This window comes from Pseudonocardia asaccharolytica DSM 44247 = NBRC 16224, assembly GCF_000423625.1.
GTDB lineage: Bacteria > Actinomycetota > Actinomycetes > Mycobacteriales > Pseudonocardiaceae > Pseudonocardia > Pseudonocardia asaccharolytica.
Genome location: NZ_AUII01000025.1, coordinates 32,299 through 49,321 on the forward strand (window position 1 = coordinate 32,299; position 17,023 = coordinate 49,321).

17 protein-coding genes, 2 tRNA genes, 1 other RNA gene, 1 pseudogene and 1 riboswitch are annotated in these 17,023 nt (G+C 71.8%); of the genes and pseudogenes, 11 read left to right on the forward strand and 10 right to left on the reverse strand.

The genetic code is table 11. The features are described from left to right. The first annotated feature begins 53 nt into the window (after nucleotides 1-53). Nucleotides 54-143 (forward strand) — tRNA-Ser (locus tag G567_RS0120020). An 88-nt stretch (nucleotides 144-231) separates the two neighbouring features. Then, nucleotides 232-855: a LysE family translocator gene (locus tag G567_RS0120025; protein ID WP_028931386.1), complete on the forward strand. Its 624-nt coding sequence runs from the start codon at nucleotides 232-234 to the stop codon at nucleotides 853-855. Between the two features lie 288 nt (nucleotides 856-1,143). Here G567_RS0120025 and G567_RS30090 read toward each other — a convergent pair. Then, nucleotides 1,144-1,814: pseudogene (locus G567_RS30090) on the reverse strand (DUF459 domain-containing protein). A gap of 120 nt (nucleotides 1,815-1,934) precedes the next feature. Between G567_RS30090 and G567_RS0120035 the strand changes: the two are divergent. Both G567_RS0120035 and G567_RS0120040 read left to right on the forward strand, forming a co-directional pair. Next, nucleotides 1,935-2,543, forward strand: coding sequence for a DUF1326 domain-containing protein (locus G567_RS0120035; protein WP_028931387.1), 609 nt, complete (start codon nucleotides 1,935-1,937; stop codon nucleotides 2,541-2,543). Beyond that, nucleotides 2,540-3,289 (forward strand): DUF2182 domain-containing protein, encoded by a 750-nt coding sequence (locus tag G567_RS0120040; protein ID WP_051233336.1) that lies wholly within the window; start codon nucleotides 2,540-2,542, stop codon nucleotides 3,287-3,289. The genes G567_RS0120035 and G567_RS0120040 overlap by 4 nt, the downstream gene beginning before the upstream one ends. 8 nt (nucleotides 3,290-3,297) lie before the next feature. Here G567_RS0120040 and G567_RS0120045 read toward each other — a convergent pair whose 3' ends face one another. From G567_RS0120045 to G567_RS0120070, 6 genes are all read right to left on the reverse strand, one after another. Next, nucleotides 3,298-4,101 (reverse strand): enoyl-CoA hydratase-related protein, encoded by an 804-nt coding sequence (locus tag G567_RS0120045; RefSeq protein ID WP_028931389.1) that lies wholly within the window; start codon nucleotides 4,099-4,101, stop codon nucleotides 3,298-3,300. Nucleotides 4,102-4,199: 98 nt separating this feature from the next. Beyond that, on the reverse strand, nucleotides 4,200-4,808 hold the full coding sequence (locus tag G567_RS30095; RefSeq protein ID WP_051233340.1) for a DNA-3-methyladenine glycosylase I: 609 nt from the start codon (nucleotides 4,806-4,808) through the stop codon (nucleotides 4,200-4,202). A 32-nt stretch (nucleotides 4,809-4,840) separates the two neighbouring features. After that, nucleotides 4,841-5,620 (reverse strand): methylated-DNA--[protein]-cysteine S-methyltransferase, encoded by a 780-nt coding sequence (locus G567_RS0120055; protein WP_028931390.1) that lies wholly within the window; start codon nucleotides 5,618-5,620, stop codon nucleotides 4,841-4,843. Continuing rightward, nucleotides 5,617-6,231, reverse strand: a complete 615-nt coding sequence (locus tag G567_RS0120060) for an RNA polymerase sigma factor (protein ID WP_028931391.1) — start codon at nucleotides 6,229-6,231, stop codon at nucleotides 5,617-5,619. The genes G567_RS0120055 and G567_RS0120060 overlap by 4 nt, the downstream gene beginning before the upstream one ends. Before the next feature lie 45 nt (nucleotides 6,232-6,276). Further along, nucleotides 6,277-6,999, reverse strand: a complete 723-nt coding sequence (locus tag G567_RS0120065; RefSeq protein WP_037057748.1) for a 2OG-Fe(II) oxygenase — start codon at nucleotides 6,997-6,999, stop codon at nucleotides 6,277-6,279. 80 nt (nucleotides 7,000-7,079) lie between these two features. Beyond that, a complete protein-coding gene (locus tag G567_RS0120070) occupies nucleotides 7,080-7,391 on the reverse strand; it encodes a DMT family transporter (protein WP_028931393.1) in 312 nt (103 codons plus the stop codon). Nucleotides 7,392-7,406: 15 nt separating this feature from the next. Further along, nucleotides 7,407-7,475: riboswitch (guanidine-III (ykkC-III) riboswitch) on the reverse strand. Between the two features lie 158 nt (nucleotides 7,476-7,633). Between G567_RS0120070 and G567_RS0120075 the strand changes: the two genes are divergently transcribed. The 4 genes from G567_RS0120075 to G567_RS0120090 all read left to right on the forward strand — a co-directional run bounded on the left by G567_RS0120075 (nucleotide 7,634) and on the right by G567_RS0120090 (nucleotide 10,857). Next, nucleotides 7,634-9,310 (forward strand): sigma-54-dependent Fis family transcriptional regulator, encoded by a 1,677-nt coding sequence (locus G567_RS0120075; protein WP_028931394.1) that lies wholly within the window; start codon nucleotides 7,634-7,636, stop codon nucleotides 9,308-9,310. Nucleotides 9,311-9,716: 406 nt separating this feature from the next. Continuing rightward, complete coding sequence (locus G567_RS0120080; RefSeq protein WP_084796291.1) at nucleotides 9,717-10,394, forward strand: gamma carbonic anhydrase family protein; 678 nt, start codon at nucleotides 9,717-9,719, stop codon at nucleotides 10,392-10,394. Nucleotides 10,395-10,416: 22 nt separating this feature from the next. Further along, nucleotides 10,417-10,542: a hypothetical protein gene (locus G567_RS36725; protein WP_261763859.1), complete on the forward strand. Its 126-nt coding sequence runs from the start codon at nucleotides 10,417-10,419 to the stop codon at nucleotides 10,540-10,542. A 3-nt stretch (nucleotides 10,543-10,545) separates the two neighbouring features. Then, the gene (locus tag G567_RS0120090) at nucleotides 10,546-10,857 is read left to right on the forward strand and encodes a YqeB family protein (RefSeq protein WP_147201137.1); all 312 of its coding nucleotides are present in this window, start codon (nucleotides 10,546-10,548) and stop codon (nucleotides 10,855-10,857) included. 159 nt (nucleotides 10,858-11,016) lie between these two features. Here the strand turns inward: G567_RS0120090 and G567_RS30100 are convergent, their stop codons facing one another. Both G567_RS30100 and G567_RS0120100 read right to left on the reverse strand, forming a co-directional pair. Then, nucleotides 11,017-11,271: a hypothetical protein gene (locus G567_RS30100; protein ID WP_245585723.1), complete on the reverse strand. Its 255-nt coding sequence runs from the start codon at nucleotides 11,269-11,271 to the stop codon at nucleotides 11,017-11,019. A 217-nt stretch (nucleotides 11,272-11,488) separates the two neighbouring features. Beyond that, nucleotides 11,489-11,576 (reverse strand) — tRNA-Ser (locus G567_RS0120100). A gap of 72 nt (nucleotides 11,577-11,648) precedes the next feature. Between G567_RS0120100 and ffs the strand changes: the two genes are divergently transcribed. The 3 genes from ffs to G567_RS30105 all read left to right on the forward strand — a co-directional run bounded on the left by ffs (nucleotide 11,649) and on the right by G567_RS30105 (nucleotide 16,229). After that, nucleotides 11,649-11,745, forward strand: an RNA gene (gene ffs, locus G567_RS33460) — signal recognition particle sRNA small type. A 52-nt stretch (nucleotides 11,746-11,797) separates the two neighbouring features. Further along, nucleotides 11,798-13,792 carry a DNA polymerase III subunit gamma and tau gene (locus G567_RS0120105; RefSeq protein WP_028931397.1) on the forward strand — a complete coding sequence of 665 codons (1,995 nt, stop codon included), beginning with the start codon at nucleotides 11,798-11,800 and terminating at the stop codon, nucleotides 13,790-13,792. 94 nt (nucleotides 13,793-13,886) lie between these two features. Continuing rightward, a complete protein-coding gene (locus G567_RS30105) occupies nucleotides 13,887-16,229 on the forward strand; it encodes an HAD-IC family P-type ATPase (RefSeq protein WP_037057761.1) in 2,343 nt (780 codons plus the stop codon). Here the strand turns inward: G567_RS30105 and G567_RS0120115 are convergent. Further along, on the reverse strand, nucleotides 16,204-17,004 hold the full coding sequence (locus tag G567_RS0120115) for an N-acetylmuramoyl-L-alanine amidase (RefSeq protein ID WP_028931398.1): 801 nt from the start codon (nucleotides 17,002-17,004) through the stop codon (nucleotides 16,204-16,206). The genes G567_RS30105 and G567_RS0120115 overlap by 26 nt on opposite strands. Nucleotides 17,005-17,023 lie beyond the last annotated feature (19 nt).

Here is a 17,023-nt window from a genome sequence, read left to right on the forward strand (position 1 = left end):
GCTCAACCGGCCCGGGCGGCGGCCGACGGCCGGGGTTGGGTACGCTTCTCGGCGGTAGCGTGTCCGAGCGGCCGAAGGAGCACGCCTCGAAAGCGTGTGAGGGTTCACGCCCTCCGTGGGTTCAAATCCCACCGCTACCGCCACTGAACAGGCGAACGCCGGGTAGGTCCACACGGCCCGGCGTTCGTCGTCTGGTTGTCTCGCACGCCCACGTTCGGACACCGTGTAGGCGTGTCCCACCTCTGGTCGTTCATCGCGCTCGTCGCCGTGCTCGTGGCGATTCCCGGCCCCGCCGTCACCCTGATCATGAAGAACGCGGTCATCCGGGGCAGCCGCGTCGCCTTCCTCACCGCGGCCGGAATCCTCGTCGCCGACCTTGTATGGGTCCTGGCATCGCTCGTGGGGCTGACCGCCGTCCTCGTCGCGTCCGAACCGGCGTTCCTCGCCGTCAAGCTGCTCGGCGCGGCCTACCTCGCCTATCTCGGCGTCCGACTCTTGCTGAGCAGACACGACACGCCGGCCACGACCCCGGATGCCGCGATCGCGAGCGCGGCGACCGGCGGAATCAAGGCCTTCCGCGAGGGCGTCATCTGCGACCTGTCGAACCCCAAGACCGTCCTGGTCTTCGCCAGTGTCATCCCCCAGTTCTTGCCGGCCGGCCACACCTTCGCCGATGCGGCCATCCTCGGCGTCACGTTCGCGCTCGTTGGATTCACCTCCCTCGCCGTGTACGCACTCGTGTTCTCCCACGTCCGGTACGCCCTGAACCGCCCACGACTGCGAAAGATGCTGCTGCGCGCCAGCGGCGGAATCCTCATCGCATTCGGCGTCGGACTCGCGGTGGAATCCCGATAGGCGAACAGCGGAGATGGATTCATCGTGCTCGCACACGCGGTGTGGTGCTCACACTGGCGACCGGGCCGGTGTGCGGGCACCGCGACGCGTGTGCGAGCACGCCACGACCCCGAGCCGCCGTGGAGAGGAGCCGGATCCGGCTTCGTGACTCTTTCCCGGAAGGAACTTGCCGCGCGACAACTCAACGATGGAGACCTTCCGGAAGGCTGCTCGGGCGTTCAGCGCTCACCAGAGCAGCGTCGCACGAGCGCGCAACCAGAATCGGGCAGCGCTCGAACGCGCCACCGCTCAGAAACCTGGGAGATGTCGCTTGGCTGCATTCGGCCGCGCTACGCGCCCGTGGCGGACTCGCTCAAGCCTGACCCATCGTCGCCACTCCGGCAGCACCAGATCCGCGAGCAGCTCATAGCCACCGGCTCCCGGGTGTGCACCGTCCCCACACCGGACCTCGCTCATCCACCGCGGCTCCGCCACCAGTGCCCCGAAAACGTTCACGTACGGCACCCCGGCCTCGGCGGAGACTGCGCGGAACATCTCGTCGAGCGCTGAGATCCGCTCGTTCTGCGCGGGATCGTCGACCGGCGGCGGACCGACCACGAGCAGTGGGGTGCGACCGCCGAGGCACGGTCGGCGACGGTGAGCAGGTTCGCGATGCTTCGCGCCGGCTCGACTCGAACACAGCCGCCGTTCTCGACGGTCGTGTCGTTCACCCCGAAGGACACGACCAGCCGCTCCTCACGGCCAGCGGCGCGCCGCGCGGCCACCTCCGAGGGCCAGCGACGGCACACGTCACCGCTCGTGTCCCGCCGAACACCGAGGTTGTAGGACGTGATCGGCACGCCGTCCCGGTGCGAGCGGGCCGCCAGCCGGCCGACCCAGCCTCGATGCTCCGGGTCTCCGACTCCGGCGACGAACGAGTCCCCGACGAAGAACACCCGCCGGTCCGGGATGACGGTCACCGGCGCAGTCTCGCAACGAACGCGGCTCGACCTCGCCTCGCCGTCCGCGAACGATCTGTTGACCCGGCTTCCACGGCGGCGCCATTCTGGGTGGTTCGGCAGTGCAGAAGGGAGCGCCGCATGGCCTGGCAGCTGCAAGGAACGTACTTCGAGAACTGTTCCTGCGACATGGTGTGCCCGTGCACCACCTCGGGGCTCAGCATGCCGGCCGACTACGAGCGTTGCCGCGTGGTGCTCGCCTTCAATGTCCGATCGGGCACCGTCGACGACGTCGACGTGAGCGGCCTGACGGTGGCCGTCCTCGCCGACACCCCGCCGCTGATGTCCGACGGCAACTGGCGGGTGGGGGTCTTCATGGACGCGGCGGCGTCCCAGGAACAGGCCGAGAAGCTCGGCGCGGTCTTCTCCGGTCAGCTCGGGGGTCCGATGGCGATGCTCGCCCCCCTGATCGGTGAGAACCTCGGCGTCGAGACCGTTCCGATCGACTATGCGGACGACGGCCGCCGGCATCGGATCAAGATCGGCGAGGCGGTGGACATCGAGATCGAGGACTTCGTGCCACCGCTCAACCCCGAGGGGGAGGTCTCGAAGCTCACCGGGATGTTCCATCCGGCGAACTCCACCCTGACGATCGCCCGGGCGACCGCATCCAAGGTCAACGCCTTCGGACTGCAGTTCGACAACTCCGGCAAGAACGGGCACTCGGCGCCCTTCTCCTGGGCGGCATGAGCACGGCCGTTCCGTCGCTGCGGCGGCTGACGCCGCACACAGCGGTTCTGCTGCTGCTCGCCGCGGTGGCCTGGCTGTTGACCATCGCCGGGGCGCGGCAGATGGCCGGCATGGCGGGCCTCGGCCTGCCGAGCTATGTCGGCATGTGGGCGCTGATGATGGCGGCGATGATGCTGCCGTCCGTCGCGCCGGTGGCCTCGATGTACCACCGGTCGATCCGCACCCACCGGGCGCTTCGCCTCGCCGGTTTCACCGGGGGATACCTGCTCGTCTGGGTCGCGACGGGCGTACCCGCGTTCTACCTGACCGAATTGCTGACGCGGCTCGCGGGCGGCGACCCGGCGTGGGCGACGGCCGTCGCGGCCGGGGTGTTCGCCGCCTGCGGGGTGTACCAACTGACGCCGTTGAAGTCGCGCTGCCTGCGCCACTGCCGGTCTCCGCTGTCGCTGCTGCTGCGCTACGGCTCCTATCACGGACCGCTTCGCGATGTTCGCGCCGGCGCTCACCATGGCGCCTACTGCCTGGGGTGCTGCTGGTCGTTGATGGCGCTGTTCGTCGTTCTCGGGGCGATGAACCTGGCCGCCATGGTGGTACTGGCCGCGGTGGTGCTGGTGGAGAAGCTGTGGGTGCACGGCGAGGCCGTCGCAAGGGCGATCGGCGTGGCGGCCCTGGTGCTCGCCGTGGCCGTGATCTGGTTCCCGGCGCTCGCGCCCGGGCTCCACGGCGCCGCGATGATGGGGCCTTGACGCCCGGTTCAGTGCCAGCGGACGTGCCGGGCGAAGTCGGGCTTGCGTTTCTCGGCGAACGCGGCCGCGCCCTCGAGCCCTTCGGGGGAGGCGGTGAACAGGTCCAGCGCCGACATCGCCAGGTTGGACAGCCCCGCCTGGTGGTCGGTGTCGGCGTTGAACGACTGCTTGAGGAAGCGGATCGCGGTCGGACTCTTCTCGGCGACCTCGAAGGCCCACGCCCTGGCCTCGTCGAGCAGGCGTTCGGCCGGCACGACGGCGTTGACCAGGCCCATCCGCTCCGCCTCGGCGGCGCTGTACTGCCGGCACCAGAACCAGATCTCCCTGGCCTTCTTCTCCCCGACGACCCTCGCCAGATACGCCGACCCGAAACCGGCGTCGAACGAGCCGACCCGGGGGCCCGCCTGCCCGAAACGCGCCGTCTCGCTGGCGATCGACACGTCGCACAACACGTGCAGGACGTGCCCGCCCCCGATCGCGACCCCGTTGACCGCGGCGATGACCGGCTTGGGGATGTCGCGGATCAGCTTGTGCAGGTAGCCGATCTCGAACATCCCGCTCTCGGTCGGACCGTAGTCGCCGGTCTCGGCGCGCTGCTTGACGTCCCCACCGGTGCAGAACGCCTTGTCGCCCGCGCCGGTGAGGATGACCGCCTGGACCTGCCGGTCGGCCCAGGCCGCCCGGAACGCCTTGATCAGCTCGTCGACCGTCCGGCCGCGGAAGGCGTTGTAGCGCTCCGGCCGGTTGATCGTGACGATCGCGACGGGACCATCGAGCTCGTAGCGGATGTCCTCATAGGTCTGCGCTGTCACTGCTGGCTCCCCCTCGTCCGGGCGTCGGAGCGACGAGACGTGCCGCTCTGCCGTCGCTCTCAACCGTGCCGGAGCCCGTCCCCGGAGTCCAGGCGATCTCACCTGGCCCGCCAGCAGCCGAGGACGTGGTCGTCGACGATTCCGACGGCCTGCATCAGCGCGTAGCAGGTCGTGGGCCCGACGAACCGCAACCCGCGCCGCTTGAGCTCCTTGGCCATCGCCGTGGACTCCGGCGAGACGGCGGGGACGTCGGCCGGCGTTGCCGGACGCGTCCGCCCGGTGGGATCGGGGGCGAACGACCAGACCAGCTCGTCGAGCGGAACATCGAGGTCGAGCACCGCGCGGGCGTTGTGCAGGGTGGCCTCGATCTTGCGCCGGTTCCGCACGATTCCTCGGTCGCCGAGGAGGCGAACCACGTCGTCCTCGTCGTATCGGGCGACGACCGCCGGATCGAAACCGGCGAACGCGGAGCGGAACGCGGGACGTTTGCGCAGGATCGTCAGCCAGGACAGCCCCGACTGGAACGCCTCGAGGCTGATCCGCTCGAACATGGCCGCGATCCCGCGCAGCGGCACACCCCATTCCTCGTCGTGGTAGACGAGGTAGTCGGGCGCCGAGCCGGTGGCCCAGCCGCAGCGCGGACGGTCGTCGGGTGGGCTCGCCGCAGCCGCTTCCTGCGACGCGCCGACGCGATCGGGTTCGGACATCACGCGGGCAGTGTCGCGGACGGGACCGACAGTCACGCCGACGTCGCGTCGGCCGCGGGGCGGCAGGTCCGGCAGGGCCGGTACCCGGCCGCGACCGCGGCGCCGACGGAGCGAAACCCGTGGCGGTGGGCCGGGTCGATGCGCCGGGCGTTGTGGCAGGTCGGGAAGCACACGACGCCGGTGGTGTCGCTGCCGAGGTAGTGCACCCCCTGCCTGGCGAGGGCCACGACCTCGTCGAGGTCGACGCGTTCGTCGCGCAGCAGCTTCTCCTTGTGCGCGGACCCGAACATGTAGTCCCCGAGCCGCCCGTCGGCCCGGACGACGCGGTGGCAGGGCACCAGCAGCGGCATCGGGTTGCGGGCGAGCACCGAGCCTGCTGCCCGCACGGCGCGGGGCCGGCCGGCTTCGCGGGCGACCCATCCGTAGGGGCGCGTCTCGCCGGCGGGGATGCGTCGGGTCGCGGTGAGCACGTCGCGCTCGAACTCCGACAACCCGCGCAGATCCAGCCGCAAGGAGGTCGCGGGACGGCCGCGCAGGGTCGGCAGCAACCCGGAGGGCGCACGAGCGGCCGGGCGCAGCGGCCGGCCGAACCGGTCCCGATAGGACTCGGCGAACGCGTCGATATCGCCATGCAGCGTCTCCGCAGGGCGTACGAACTGCACACCGTGGCCCGTGAACGCCACGAACACCTCACCGAGCCTGCTGGGCGCGGCCAGCCAGGCGGTGAACACCTTGTCGGCCAGCCCGGTCGGCGGGGGGGCAGCGAGCGCACCCAACGCGTCGGCGATCGGGTCGGCACCATTGAGCATCATCGATCCGTCCTTCCATCCAAGAGCGCCGGCCGGCGCTCGGCCAGCAGCGCTCGTAGTCGTTGCAATCCGCGGGAGATGTGCGACTTGGCCGTGCCGTCCGGGCAGCCGAGGACCTCGGCGACCTCGCTGGTCGGCAGGCCCACCACGTGCCGGAGCACGACGGCCATCCGCTGGGTCTCGGGCAGCCTGCCCAGCGCCATGCCCAGCTCGCGCTGCACGTGGTCCTGCTCGACCCGCTGCTCGACGCCGGGGCCGGCCGAGAGCTCCTCGGCCGGTTCGAACGCCGGCGGGGGGCCGGGACGGCGGCTCGCGTCCCGGGCGGCGTTGCGGGCCGCGTTGCGCAGGATCGTGAGCAGCCACGGCCGTAGCCGCAACCCCTGGATCCGCTGCGCGTCATAGCCGCGCAGCGCCCGGTACGCCCGCAAGAACGCCTCCGCCGCGAGGTCCTCCGCGTCGGCAGGGAGGCTGCTCAGCCGCAGCGCGACCGAGTACACCACCTGCTCGTGTGCGCGGACCACGTCGGCGAACCCGGCGTCCAGGTCGGCGATCAGGGCTCGGCGGAGGTGCTCCTGTGCCTCGTCAACCACCGGCTCGTCGCATTCGTCGACCATGCCCACCAGAACCCCGGTCCGCAGGATCGGTTGCAGGCCCAGCAGTCAGCGGGCGTTGTGGAAGATGACGCCCAGCACGTGCCGGTCCCCGGCGTGCACGGCGCTGACCCCGTGTCGCATCTGCACCCGGTGGTAGCCGCGAGCGCCCCTGCGCGGCCGCTCGCGCACCGGGAAGATCACCGCCTGGCCCTGGGCGGGCCGGGCGACCATCGGCCGCGACTGCTGGCGCGGCCGCTGCTCGACGAACACGCTCTCCCCGCCGGCGAAGTCCTCGTCAGGCCGGCTGAGCATGATCAGAAACTGCAGGGGGAACGTGAGCTCGCCGTAGACGTCCTGGTGCAGGCAGTTGTGGCCGCCCGGCCCGTACCGCAGGACCAGCGGCGTGGGCTCGCGCTGACCGAGCCGTGCGCATTCGGCAAGCAGTTCGTCGAGTGTCTCGGGAAAGCGGCGTCCGCCCAGCCGCTCGGCCCACCGGTTCGCGATCGCGGCGATCGGCGGATAGAGCCGCTCGCGCAGGGCCTGCACCAGCGGGGGCAGCGGCTCGGCGAAGTAGCGGTAGGTTCCCTCACCGAACGCGTGCCGGGCCATGACGACCGTGCTGCGGAAGCGGGCGTCGTCGTCGAACATCTCGAGGACCTCGGCGCACTGTGTGGGCGAGAGCATCGGCGGCGTCATCGCGAACCCGGATTCGTCGAGGCTGCGCCCCAGCGCCGGCCAGTCGAGATCGGCCAGCGCGGGCAGGTCGGGCGCGGTCCTGGGCTTGCTCATGATTCTCCTCGGGGGATCGGGCCCTGCCACCCTCTACCCGGGACCCACTCCTCGGCTGGCGGTTATCAGACATGGAGGTACTAAAGGACCTTCAGGCCCGCCACCCCCGCGATGATCGCGACCAGGCAGAGCAGCCGCGCGACGGTCGCGGGCTCGCCGAGCACGACCATCCCGTAGATCGCGGTCCCGACCGCGCCGATCCCGACCCAGACCCCGTACGCCGTGCCCACCGGCAGCGAACGCAGCGCGACGGCCAGGCCGACCATGCTCAGCACCATGGCCACCCCGAAGACGATCGACGGGACCAGCCGGGTGAACCCCTGCGACTGCGCCAGCGACACCGCCCACACGGTCTCCAGCAGCCCCGAGACGACCAGAACCACCCACGCCAAGACGCCCACCTCCGCACCGCGTCGTCTTGTCGCTCTCCGGGTACGGCGCGTCTCGTCCGGGGGTGCCGCCGTGCTGCGGGCCCACCCGACCGTACCCATGTCGACGGCTGTTCAGATCTCGTACACCTGTGCACACCCGATCCGTGGACGATGGGCGGAAACGCCCGGCACCGAATGGGGTGCGCGCCGGGGTCGATCGTGCGAGCGTCACGGGCACGAGACTCGTGGGCCGAGGAGACGCGATGAGGATCGGAACCGCCTGGGAGCAGTTCCAGACCGGCGAGGAGCCGCGCGACGTGCGCGGCGACGTGCTCACCTCCTGGCGCCGGTCCCGGATCAGCGGGGTCGACCCCGAGTATGTCGACGTTCCGTACGTCGACACGGATGTCGACACCCACTTCGTGCGCGTTGCGGTGCCCATCCTGACCCGAATGGCCGAGCTGCTCACCGGCGCGCAGACCTGCCTCGCGCTGGCGGACGCCGGCGGCCGGGTCGTCTGGCGCTGGGTGTCCGAACCGGCGCTGCGCAACACCCTCGACGCGCTGTCGGTCGACCAGGGCTTCTGCTTCGACGAGGAGTTCGTCGGCACCAACGGTCTGGGCACCTCCCTGGAGACCGGCCGCATCGCCGTCATCCGCGGCTCCGAGCATTTCGTGCACCGCTTCCACGGCGTCACCTGCGTCGCGGCGCCGGTGCGTCATCCGATCACCCGGCGGACCGTCGGGGCGGTCAACGTCACCTGCCGCGCGACGGACACGAACTCACTGCTGCCGGTCGTCGTGCTCAGGCTCGTCGACGAGATCCGGGCGGGCCTGCTGGCTGCCGCGGCGCCGCGGGAGCGGCAGCTGCTCGACGAGTTCCTGTGCGAGCAGCGACGCACGACCGCTCCGGTGATCTCGGTCGGCGAGGGGATCGTCATCGCCAACCGGGCCGCCGTCGAGCTGGGGCTGGACCAGCACGAACTGTGGGACGAGCTGCGCGGTGCACCGGACGGCGCCCGGATCGATCTGCGCCCCGATCTGTCCGGACGGCTGCGGCTGCTGCGTGACGGTCTCGTCACCACGGGTGCGGTGCTCACCCTGAGCGGTCCCGTCCCCGAGTTCGCCCCGCGCCGGCGGACCCGGGATGAGCCGGCCGCGCCCAGCACCTGGGACCGGCTGCTCGCGCAGGCCGAGGAACTGCTCGGCGAGGGGCCGTTGACCGTGCGCGGCGAGCCGGGCACCGGCAAGACGATGATGCTCACGGCGGCGCTGACGGTCCGGTACGGCATCGAGTCGGTGGTGGTGGACGCCGCCACGTGCCCGGTGGAGGGACTGGCGGTCTGGGTGGCCCGGTTCGGGGTGCATCTGGCCGAGCCCGAGGTCCCGCTCGTGCTGCGGCACGCGGAGCTGCTGAGCGAGGAGGCGGCGCGTGCGGTGGGTGCGCTGCTCGCGGACGCGCAGGCTCCGCTCGGCGCGACCCTCACCGTGTCCGACGCCGGTCGGGCCGATGCCCCAGCTCGCCTGCTCGACCGGCTCGGCGGAGCCGCGATCACCATCCCGCCGCTGCGCCGTCGGGCCGCGGACATCATCGAGCTCGCTTCCCGCGAGCTGCGTGGGCACGGAACGCGGCTGTCGTTCTCGCTGGAGGCGCAGACCGCGCTGCGGCGCTACGACTGGCCCGGCAACGACCGCGAGCTGGCCAGGGTGGTGCGGGCGGCGACACGCCACTCCCGGGGTGGCGTCGTCGGCCTCGAGGCGTTGCCGGCGGAGGTCCGGGCGGCCTCCGGTCGCCGCGCGCTCACCCCCCTGGAGCGCGCGGAGTCGTCGGTCATCGCGGCGGTGCTGCAGGAGTGTGGCGGCAACAAGTCGGCCGCGGCCAAGGAACTGGGCATCTCGCGCACCGCGCTCTACGCGAAGATCCGCAGCTACCGGCTGTAGATCCATGCCCTGTATCGGCAGGGCTCCCCCGGGCACGCCGCCCCGGACGGCTACCCACCCCGGCGGGCCACCCCGGCGACGCGCGCCTGGGCGGGGGGAGCCCCACCGCGCCACCGTGCCGCTCCGGACCGGCTGGAGTCGCCCGGAGCTGCTTGCGGTGACAAGGGCACCGTAGGGGGCGGGCCGCATGCTCGCGGGGGCATGTTTGGACGAGCGGCCGGATCCGTGCGGCCGGCGGTTGGCCCGCACCGGGTTCGGTGTCCGGCAGGCCCCGGTCCACGCTCGACATGCGTGCAGTTCGCGGCGTAGCGTCGCCTGCCCACCGCGCTCCCGATACGGGCGCGCAGTCGCGCTTGGGTCAGGGTGTGTCGCCATTCGTTTGTAGGACGGACCGGAGGGATCGGGGATGGCTGTTCGCGAGCATTATCTGCACCCAGTTGGCCGTGGCGCGGTATATGTGACGCATCGGAATGCGCGGCCCCGCGTCGATGAATCTGCCTATATTGCGCCCACCGCGGTGCTCTGTGGCGACGTCTCGGTGGGTGCGCACAGCCGGGTACTCTTCGGCGCCGTGATCACCGCCGAGGGCGGTCCGGTGGCGATCGGTTCGAACTGCATCATCATGGAGCAGGCCGTTGTCCGCGGGGTGCCGAGGCATCCGGTCCAGATCGGTGACAACGTGCTGGTCGGCCCGCATGCGCACCTCACCGGATGCGTGGTCGAGGGCGATGCGCGGATCGCGACCGGTGCGATGCTGTTCAACGGCGCGCGGCTCGGCGTGACCGCCGAGGTCGAGTTCGGCGCGGTCGTCCATGTGAATACCGCGGTACCGCCCGGAATGGCGGTTCCGATGGGTTGGTTCGCCGGCGGCGACCCGGCCGAACTAGTACCCCCCAGCAATTGGGAACGGATCCGTGAGCTCATGGGACCGCTCGACTATCCGGGAACTGTTTTCGGAGTGAGTCGCGGGCCAGGGAGAGATCCGGCAATGCCGGATATTGCGCGCCGCTATGCCCGAGGATTGGCCATGCACCGGTACGACGAGATCTATGACGGAGCGCGAGGCTCCGAGACACGGCCGTAGCGACCCGGAGGCCCCGCGCGAGATGGACGCGATCGCGCGCGTCGCGGCGCGGTTGTTCGCGGTGGCACCGCTCGTGAACTGGCTGATGGATCTCATCGGGTCGGCCCCCGGGCCGCTCCGGATCGCCGCGCTGCTGCCGACGGTGTAGGCCGTGTCCGTGCTGACGGTCATCGGCGCTGTGGCGGGGTGCGGATCGCGTCGGTCGCGCCGGCAGGGCCCTGCCGTGACGGTGGCGGGCGACCACCTCACCGTCGCGGAGGGCCCCTCCGCACTGCACCTGCGCCGCGACCGGGTCGCGGCCGTGTTCACCGACGGCCGGGACCTCGTGGTTCCCGGCCACGCAGACGGGGCCCTCGCCGACAAGCAGGCCGGAGCCGCCGGGGATGCGCTGGATCAGCTCCGGACGGGGAAGGGGGTCGCGGTCCGGGACCGGGACGGCGCGCAGCAGTACCGCCGCGCCTGACGGCGAACGTCAGACCGTCGGCGTCTCACTCGTCTCCGCCGCCCTCGCGGCACACCGCTGCTCCCATGCCGACGATCGGCCGAACTGCGGCATGGGCTTCGTCGGCCGCTTACGAGCTCGAAGGAGACCGGAAGCTGGTACGTCTCCGTACGCAGCCGATCAGCCCGCGACACGTCTCGTCGCCACCGCATAGGACCGGACCATCGCCAGGATCAGTCCGATCAGGATGATCCCGAGGACCCGGTGGTACCACCGCCAGCCCACGCCGATTCCGACGAACCCGTCCAGGATCATGATCCCGGCGCCGGCGCCCGCGGCCAGCAGCATTCCGACCAGCACCAACAGCATCACTGTTCTCGGCACCCGACGGCCGAGCGCGGTGACCGTGGCGACGGCAAGGCACGCACCCAGCACGCCGGACGCGGTCGCGCTCCAAACGCCGGCCAGCGCCGTGGTCGAGCGGAATCAACCATGGCCGCGACCGTAGGCACCACGCAGACGGGATCCACTCCCGTGGGCGAAGGAGACGGCTCCCTCGTATGAGGGAGCGCCCGAACCCACGGAACTGAGACTGAACGACGAACGCCGGGCCTGCCCTCTGCGGGGCGCCCGGCGTTCGTGCCGGTCGCGGTGGCGGAGGATGCGGGATTCGAACCCGCGAGGGGTTGCCCCCAACACGCTTTCCAAGCGTGCGCCCTAGGCCACTAGGCGAATCCTCCGCCGACGAGGATAGCTGCCGCGTCGCCGACGCCCCTCGGCGGGATCGGATCTCCGGAAGCGACTACACTCGTCTCCGGACCCCGCGCGGCGTCCATCCTGTGAACTCCCCCAGGGCCGGAAGGCAGCAAGGGTCAACGGGCTCTGGCGGGTGCGCGGGGTCCGCTTTCGTGTCGCGGCCCGGCCGGTCCCACCGTCGGGGCGGGTGGGTAGCCTCGCGGCTGTGGCGCTGGCTCTGTACCGCAAGTACCGTCCGGCCAAGTTTGCCGATGTCGTTGGACAGGAGCACGTCACCGAACCGCTCGGCACGGCGCTGGCGGCAGGCCGGATCAATCACGCGTACCTGTTCTCAGGGCCGCGCGGATGTGGCAAGACGTCCTCGGCGCGGATCCTGGCCCGCTCGCTGAACTGCGAGAGCGGTCCGACGCCCGACCCGTGCGGGCAGTGCCCGTCATGTATCGCACTGGCCCCGGAGGGACCCGGGTCGATCGACGTCGTCGAGCTCGACGCCGCGTCGCACGGCGGCGTCGACGACGCCCGCGAGCTGCGCGACCGAGCTTTCTACGCACCCGCCGAGTCGCGGTACCGGGTCTTCATCGTCGACGAGGCGCATATGGTCACCACGCAGGGTTTCAACGCCCTGCTGAAGATCGTCGAGGAGCCGCCGGAGCATCTGGTCTTCGTCTTCGCGACGACCGAGCCCGACAAGGTGCTGTCGACGATCCGCTCGCGCACCCACCACTACCCGTTCCGGCTGATCCCGCCGGGCACGCTGCGCACGCTGCTGGAGCGCATCTGCGCCGAGGAGGGCGTCGTCGTGGCGCCCGCGGTGTATCCGCTGGTCATCCGGGCGGGCGGCGGCTCCGCGCGGGACTCGCTCTCGGTGCTCGACCAGCTCCTCGCCGGGGCGGGCGAGGAGGGCGTCACCTACGAGCGGGCGGTCGCGCTGCTGGGGATCACCGATGTCGGGCTCATCGACGACGTCGTCGACGGGCTCGCGGCGGGCGACCACGCTGCGGTGTACGAGGCCGTCGACCGGCTGGTCGAGGCCGGCCACGATCCGCGCCGGTTCGCCGCCGACCTGCTCCAGCGGCTGCGCGACCTGACGCTGATGCAGGCGGTGCCCGAGGCGGCGGGCCAGGGACTGGTCGAGGCGGCCGACGACGAGCTCGCCCGGATGATCGAGCAGGCCGCGAAGTTCGGGCCGGCCACGCTGAGCCGCTACGGGGAGATCGTGCACAACGGGCTCACCGAGATGCGGGGCGCGACGGCGCCGCGGCTGCTGCTCGAACTGCTGTGCGCGCGGCTGCTGCTGCCCGCCGCGTCCACCACCGACGCCGGGCTGCTGGAGCGGCTCGAACGGATGGAGCGGCGGATCGCCACCGGGTCGTTCGAGCCGTCCCCGGCACCCCGCGACGCCGCACCCGCCGTCGAGGAGCCGTCCGCACCGGGACGCCGCCAGTTCGTCCGGCCCACCGCGGCGGCCACCGGGCGGAACGCCGAGGCGGACCGCTCGCCGGAGCGGGCCGAACCCGACTGCGGACCCGCCGCGGCGTCCATCGGCGACGGCGCCGCCCGTCCCGACCGGGGCCGTCCGGCGCCGCGGGAGGCGGTACCGCCTGCCGACCGCGGTCGCGCCGAGGCGCCCGCCCCGGCCCCCTCCAGCGCCCCGGATGTCGCGGAGGTACGCCGGAGGTGGCCGGAGGTGCTGGCCGCGACCAAGCAGCAGAAGATGCGGACCCATGCGCTGCTGATCACGGCCACCGTACGCACGGTGGTGGACGACACGCTCGTCCTCGACGCAGGCACCGCGGCGCTGGCCCGGCTGCTGTCCGAGCAGAGCAACCTCGAGATCATCGCCGAGGCGCTGGGCGCCGTCCTCGGCGGACACTGGCGGGTGCGCTGCGAGTTCGGCGACACCGAGCCGCCCGCCCAGGCGCCGGCGCAGGCTCGCAACCCGCCGCCCCGACGTCCGAACCGTCCCGAGCCCGCCCGCCCCGAGACGTCTCGCCGTCCCGCTCCGGACGACGCCGTCCCAGTTCCGCCCGAGCCGCCCGAGCCGCCCGCCGAGGAACCCCCGCCCGACGACGAGGAGGCGATGATGGCCGAGGCCGCCGCCGAGCCGCGGGGCGAGCCGGTCAGCCGTCGCGATCCGGAGGAGGCGGCGATCGAGCTGCTCAGCTCCGAACTCGGGGCCCGGGCGATCGACCAGCGCTGAAGCGGCCTTCGGCCCTGTGAGTGCGGAACGCTGTTCCCCACTCACAGGGCTGGCAGGCCAGGCCGACTGCGTAGGCTCGGCCGACGTGTCCATCATGCGCGAGCGGACGGACGTCGCCACCGGGCTGACGTCCGCGCAGGTCGCCGAGCGGGTCGCCGAGGGCCAGACCAACGACGTCCCGGCGCGGGCCAGCCGCACCGTCGGCGAGATCGTCCGGGCCAACGTCTTCACCCGGTTCAACGCGATCGTCGGGGTGTTGTTCGCGATCATCCTGGTGATCGGTCCGATCCAGGACGGCCTGTTCGGTTTCGTGATCCTCATCAACACCGGGATCGGGATCGTCCAGGAGCTGCGCGCCAAACGGACCCTGGAACAGCTCGCGATCGTCGGGGAGGCCCGGCCGCGGGTGCGCCGCGACGGGGCGGTCGTCGAGCTGCCGCCGAGCGGGGTGGTGCTCGACGACGTGATCGAGCTGGGACCAGGCGACAAGATCGTCGTCGACGGGGTGGTGCTGGCCACCGACGGGCTGGAGGTCGACGAGTCGCTGCTCACCGGGGAGTCCGACCCGGTGCACAAGCAGCCCGGCGACCCGCTGCTTTCGGGCAGCTTCGTGGCCGCCGGCAGCGGATCGCAGCAGGCGACCAAGGTCGGCCGGGAGGCCTATGCGGCGAAGCTGGCCGAGGAGGCCAGCTGGTTCACGCTGGCGAACTCCGAGCTGCGCTCCGGCATCAACCAGATCCTGAAGATCATCACTTATCTCATGGTGCCCGCCGCGGCATTGATCATCTACAGCCAGTTCCGGACCGCAGGCACCGATGTCGACGACGCCGTGCGCGGCATGGTGGCCGCCCTCGTCCCGATGGTGCCCGAAGGTCTGGTGCTGCTCACCAGCATCGCGTTCGCCGTCGGGGTCATCCGCCTAGGAAGACGGAAATGCCTGGTCCAGGAGCTACCGGCGATCGAGGGCCTGGCCCGGGTCGACGTCGTCTGCGCGGACAAGACCGGCACGCTCACCGAGAACGGGATGCGGCTGGCGCGGGTGCAGACCCTCGACGGGTTCGACGAGGCAACGGCGCGCGCGGTGCTCGGGGCGCTCGGTGCCGCGGACCCGCGCCCGAACGCGAGCATCGCGGCCATCGTGGAGCGCTGCCCGTCGCCCGGCTGGACCCCGACCGCGACCGCGCCGTTCTCCTCGGCCCGCAAGTGGAGCGGCGCGAGCTTCGACGGCCGCGGCGACTGGGTGCTCGGCGCGCCCGATGTGCTGCTCGCCGACGGCAGCGCGGCGCGGGTGGACGCCGAACGGATCGGTGCGCAGGGGCTGCGGGTGCTGCTGCTGGGGCGCAGCGACGCCACCGTCGACGCCGCGGTGGCGCTCGGCACGGTGCGCCCGGCGGCCCTGGTCGTGCTGGAGCAGAAGGTGCGGCCCGAGGCGGCGGATACGTTGCGCTACTTCGCCGAGGAGGACGTGCACGTCAAGGTCATCTCCGGGGACAACGCGGCATCGGTCGGTGCGGTCGCGGCGTCGCTGGACCTGCCCGGCGCGCGCACCCCGGTCGACGCCCGCGAGCTCCCGCACGATCGCGCCGAACTGGCCGGGCGGCTGGACGCCGCGACGGTCTTCGGCCGGGTCACGCCGGCGCAGAAGCGGGAGATGGTGGGGGCGCTGCAGTCCCGCGGGCACACCGTCGCGATGACCGGTGACGGCGTCAACGACGTGCTCGCGCTGAAGGACGCCGACGTCGGTGTCGCGATGGGGTCGGGCAGTCCGGCGTCCCGCGCGGTCGCGCAGATCGTGCTGCTGGACAACTCGTTCGCGACGTTGCCGCACGTCGTCGCCGAGGGCCGCCGCGTGATCGGCAATATCGAGCGGGTCGCGAACCTGTTCCTGACCAAGACCGTGTACTCGGTGTTGCTGGCCATCGCGATCGGCGGGATCGGCGTCCCGTTCCCGTTCCTGCCCCGCCACCTCACCCTGATCGGCTCGCTCACCATCGGGATCCCGGCGTTCTTCCTGGCGCTCGCACCCAACGCCGAGCGCGCCCGGCCCGGCTTCGTGCGCCGGGTGCTGCGGCTCGCCGCACCGTCCGGGGTGATCGCCGGAGTCGGCACGATCGTCACCTACGTACTGGTGCGCGACGACCCCGGCGCGACCGCGGTCCAGCAGAGCACGGCCGCGGTGGTCGCGCTGTATCTCATCGCGCTCTGGGTGCTCGTCGTCGTGGCCCGGCCGTTCGTGTGGTGGAAGCTCGTGCTCGTCGTGGCGTCGGTGGCGGTGTTCGGGCATGCGTTGCTGTCCCCGCTGCCGTTCGGCCGTGAGTTCTGGGACCTGGACGCGGGGCACGCGCCGTCGATGCTGGTCGCAGTGGGTATGGCCGCCGCGGGCGCCGTGCTGGTGGAGCTGGCGTCCCGGCTCACCACCAGGTCAGGAACGACATGATCCCGGCCGCGATCGCCGCGGCGTAACGTTCCCGTCCCTCCGGGGACGACAGCAGCGCGGCCTCGGCCGGGTTGCGCATGTTCGCGCATTCGACCAGCGCCGCGGGTCTCGTGGACAGGTTCAGCCCGGCAAGATCGGAGCGCGGCGACAGACCGTCGCGGCCGATGTAGGTCGACACCGGAAACCCCGCGTCGCGCAGGTGGTCGCGCAGCGTGGCGGCCAGCACGCGTGCCGGTCCGGACTGGGCGGGGTTCAGCGGGGGTTCGGCGTAGGCGACGTGGAAGCCGTGGTTGTCCGGCGCCGAGCCGTCGGCGTGCAAGGAGACGACGACGTCGGCATCGGCCCGTTCGCCTGCCGCGCCGCGTTCGTCCACGCAGGGGCCGACGCCGGAGTCGTCCGGGCGGGTGAGCACCACCGTGATGCCGTGCTCGGACAGCAGCGCGCGGACCCGCTGGGCGAGGTCCCAGCTGAAGGCGTGTTCGGGGTATCCCGTGGTGGTGGACGTACCCGTGGTGTTGCAGGCCTTGGTCCCGCCGCGGCCGTCGGGCACCAGGCGGTTGACCATGCCGCGCGCACGGGCGTTGCCTCCGTTGTGCCCCGGATCGAGGAGGACGACGGGGGTCCGCGCGGCGGCGGGTTCCGCAGCCGCGGAGGTCATGGCGGGAGGCTCGGCGACGGTGCTCGGCGGGGGCGGTTCGGCGGTGCAGCCACCGGCCGAACCGCCGAGCAGAAGGCCGAACAACAACGCGGGAACAGCGCGGCGCGGGGCGGACACGGCGGACAGCCTGACACGG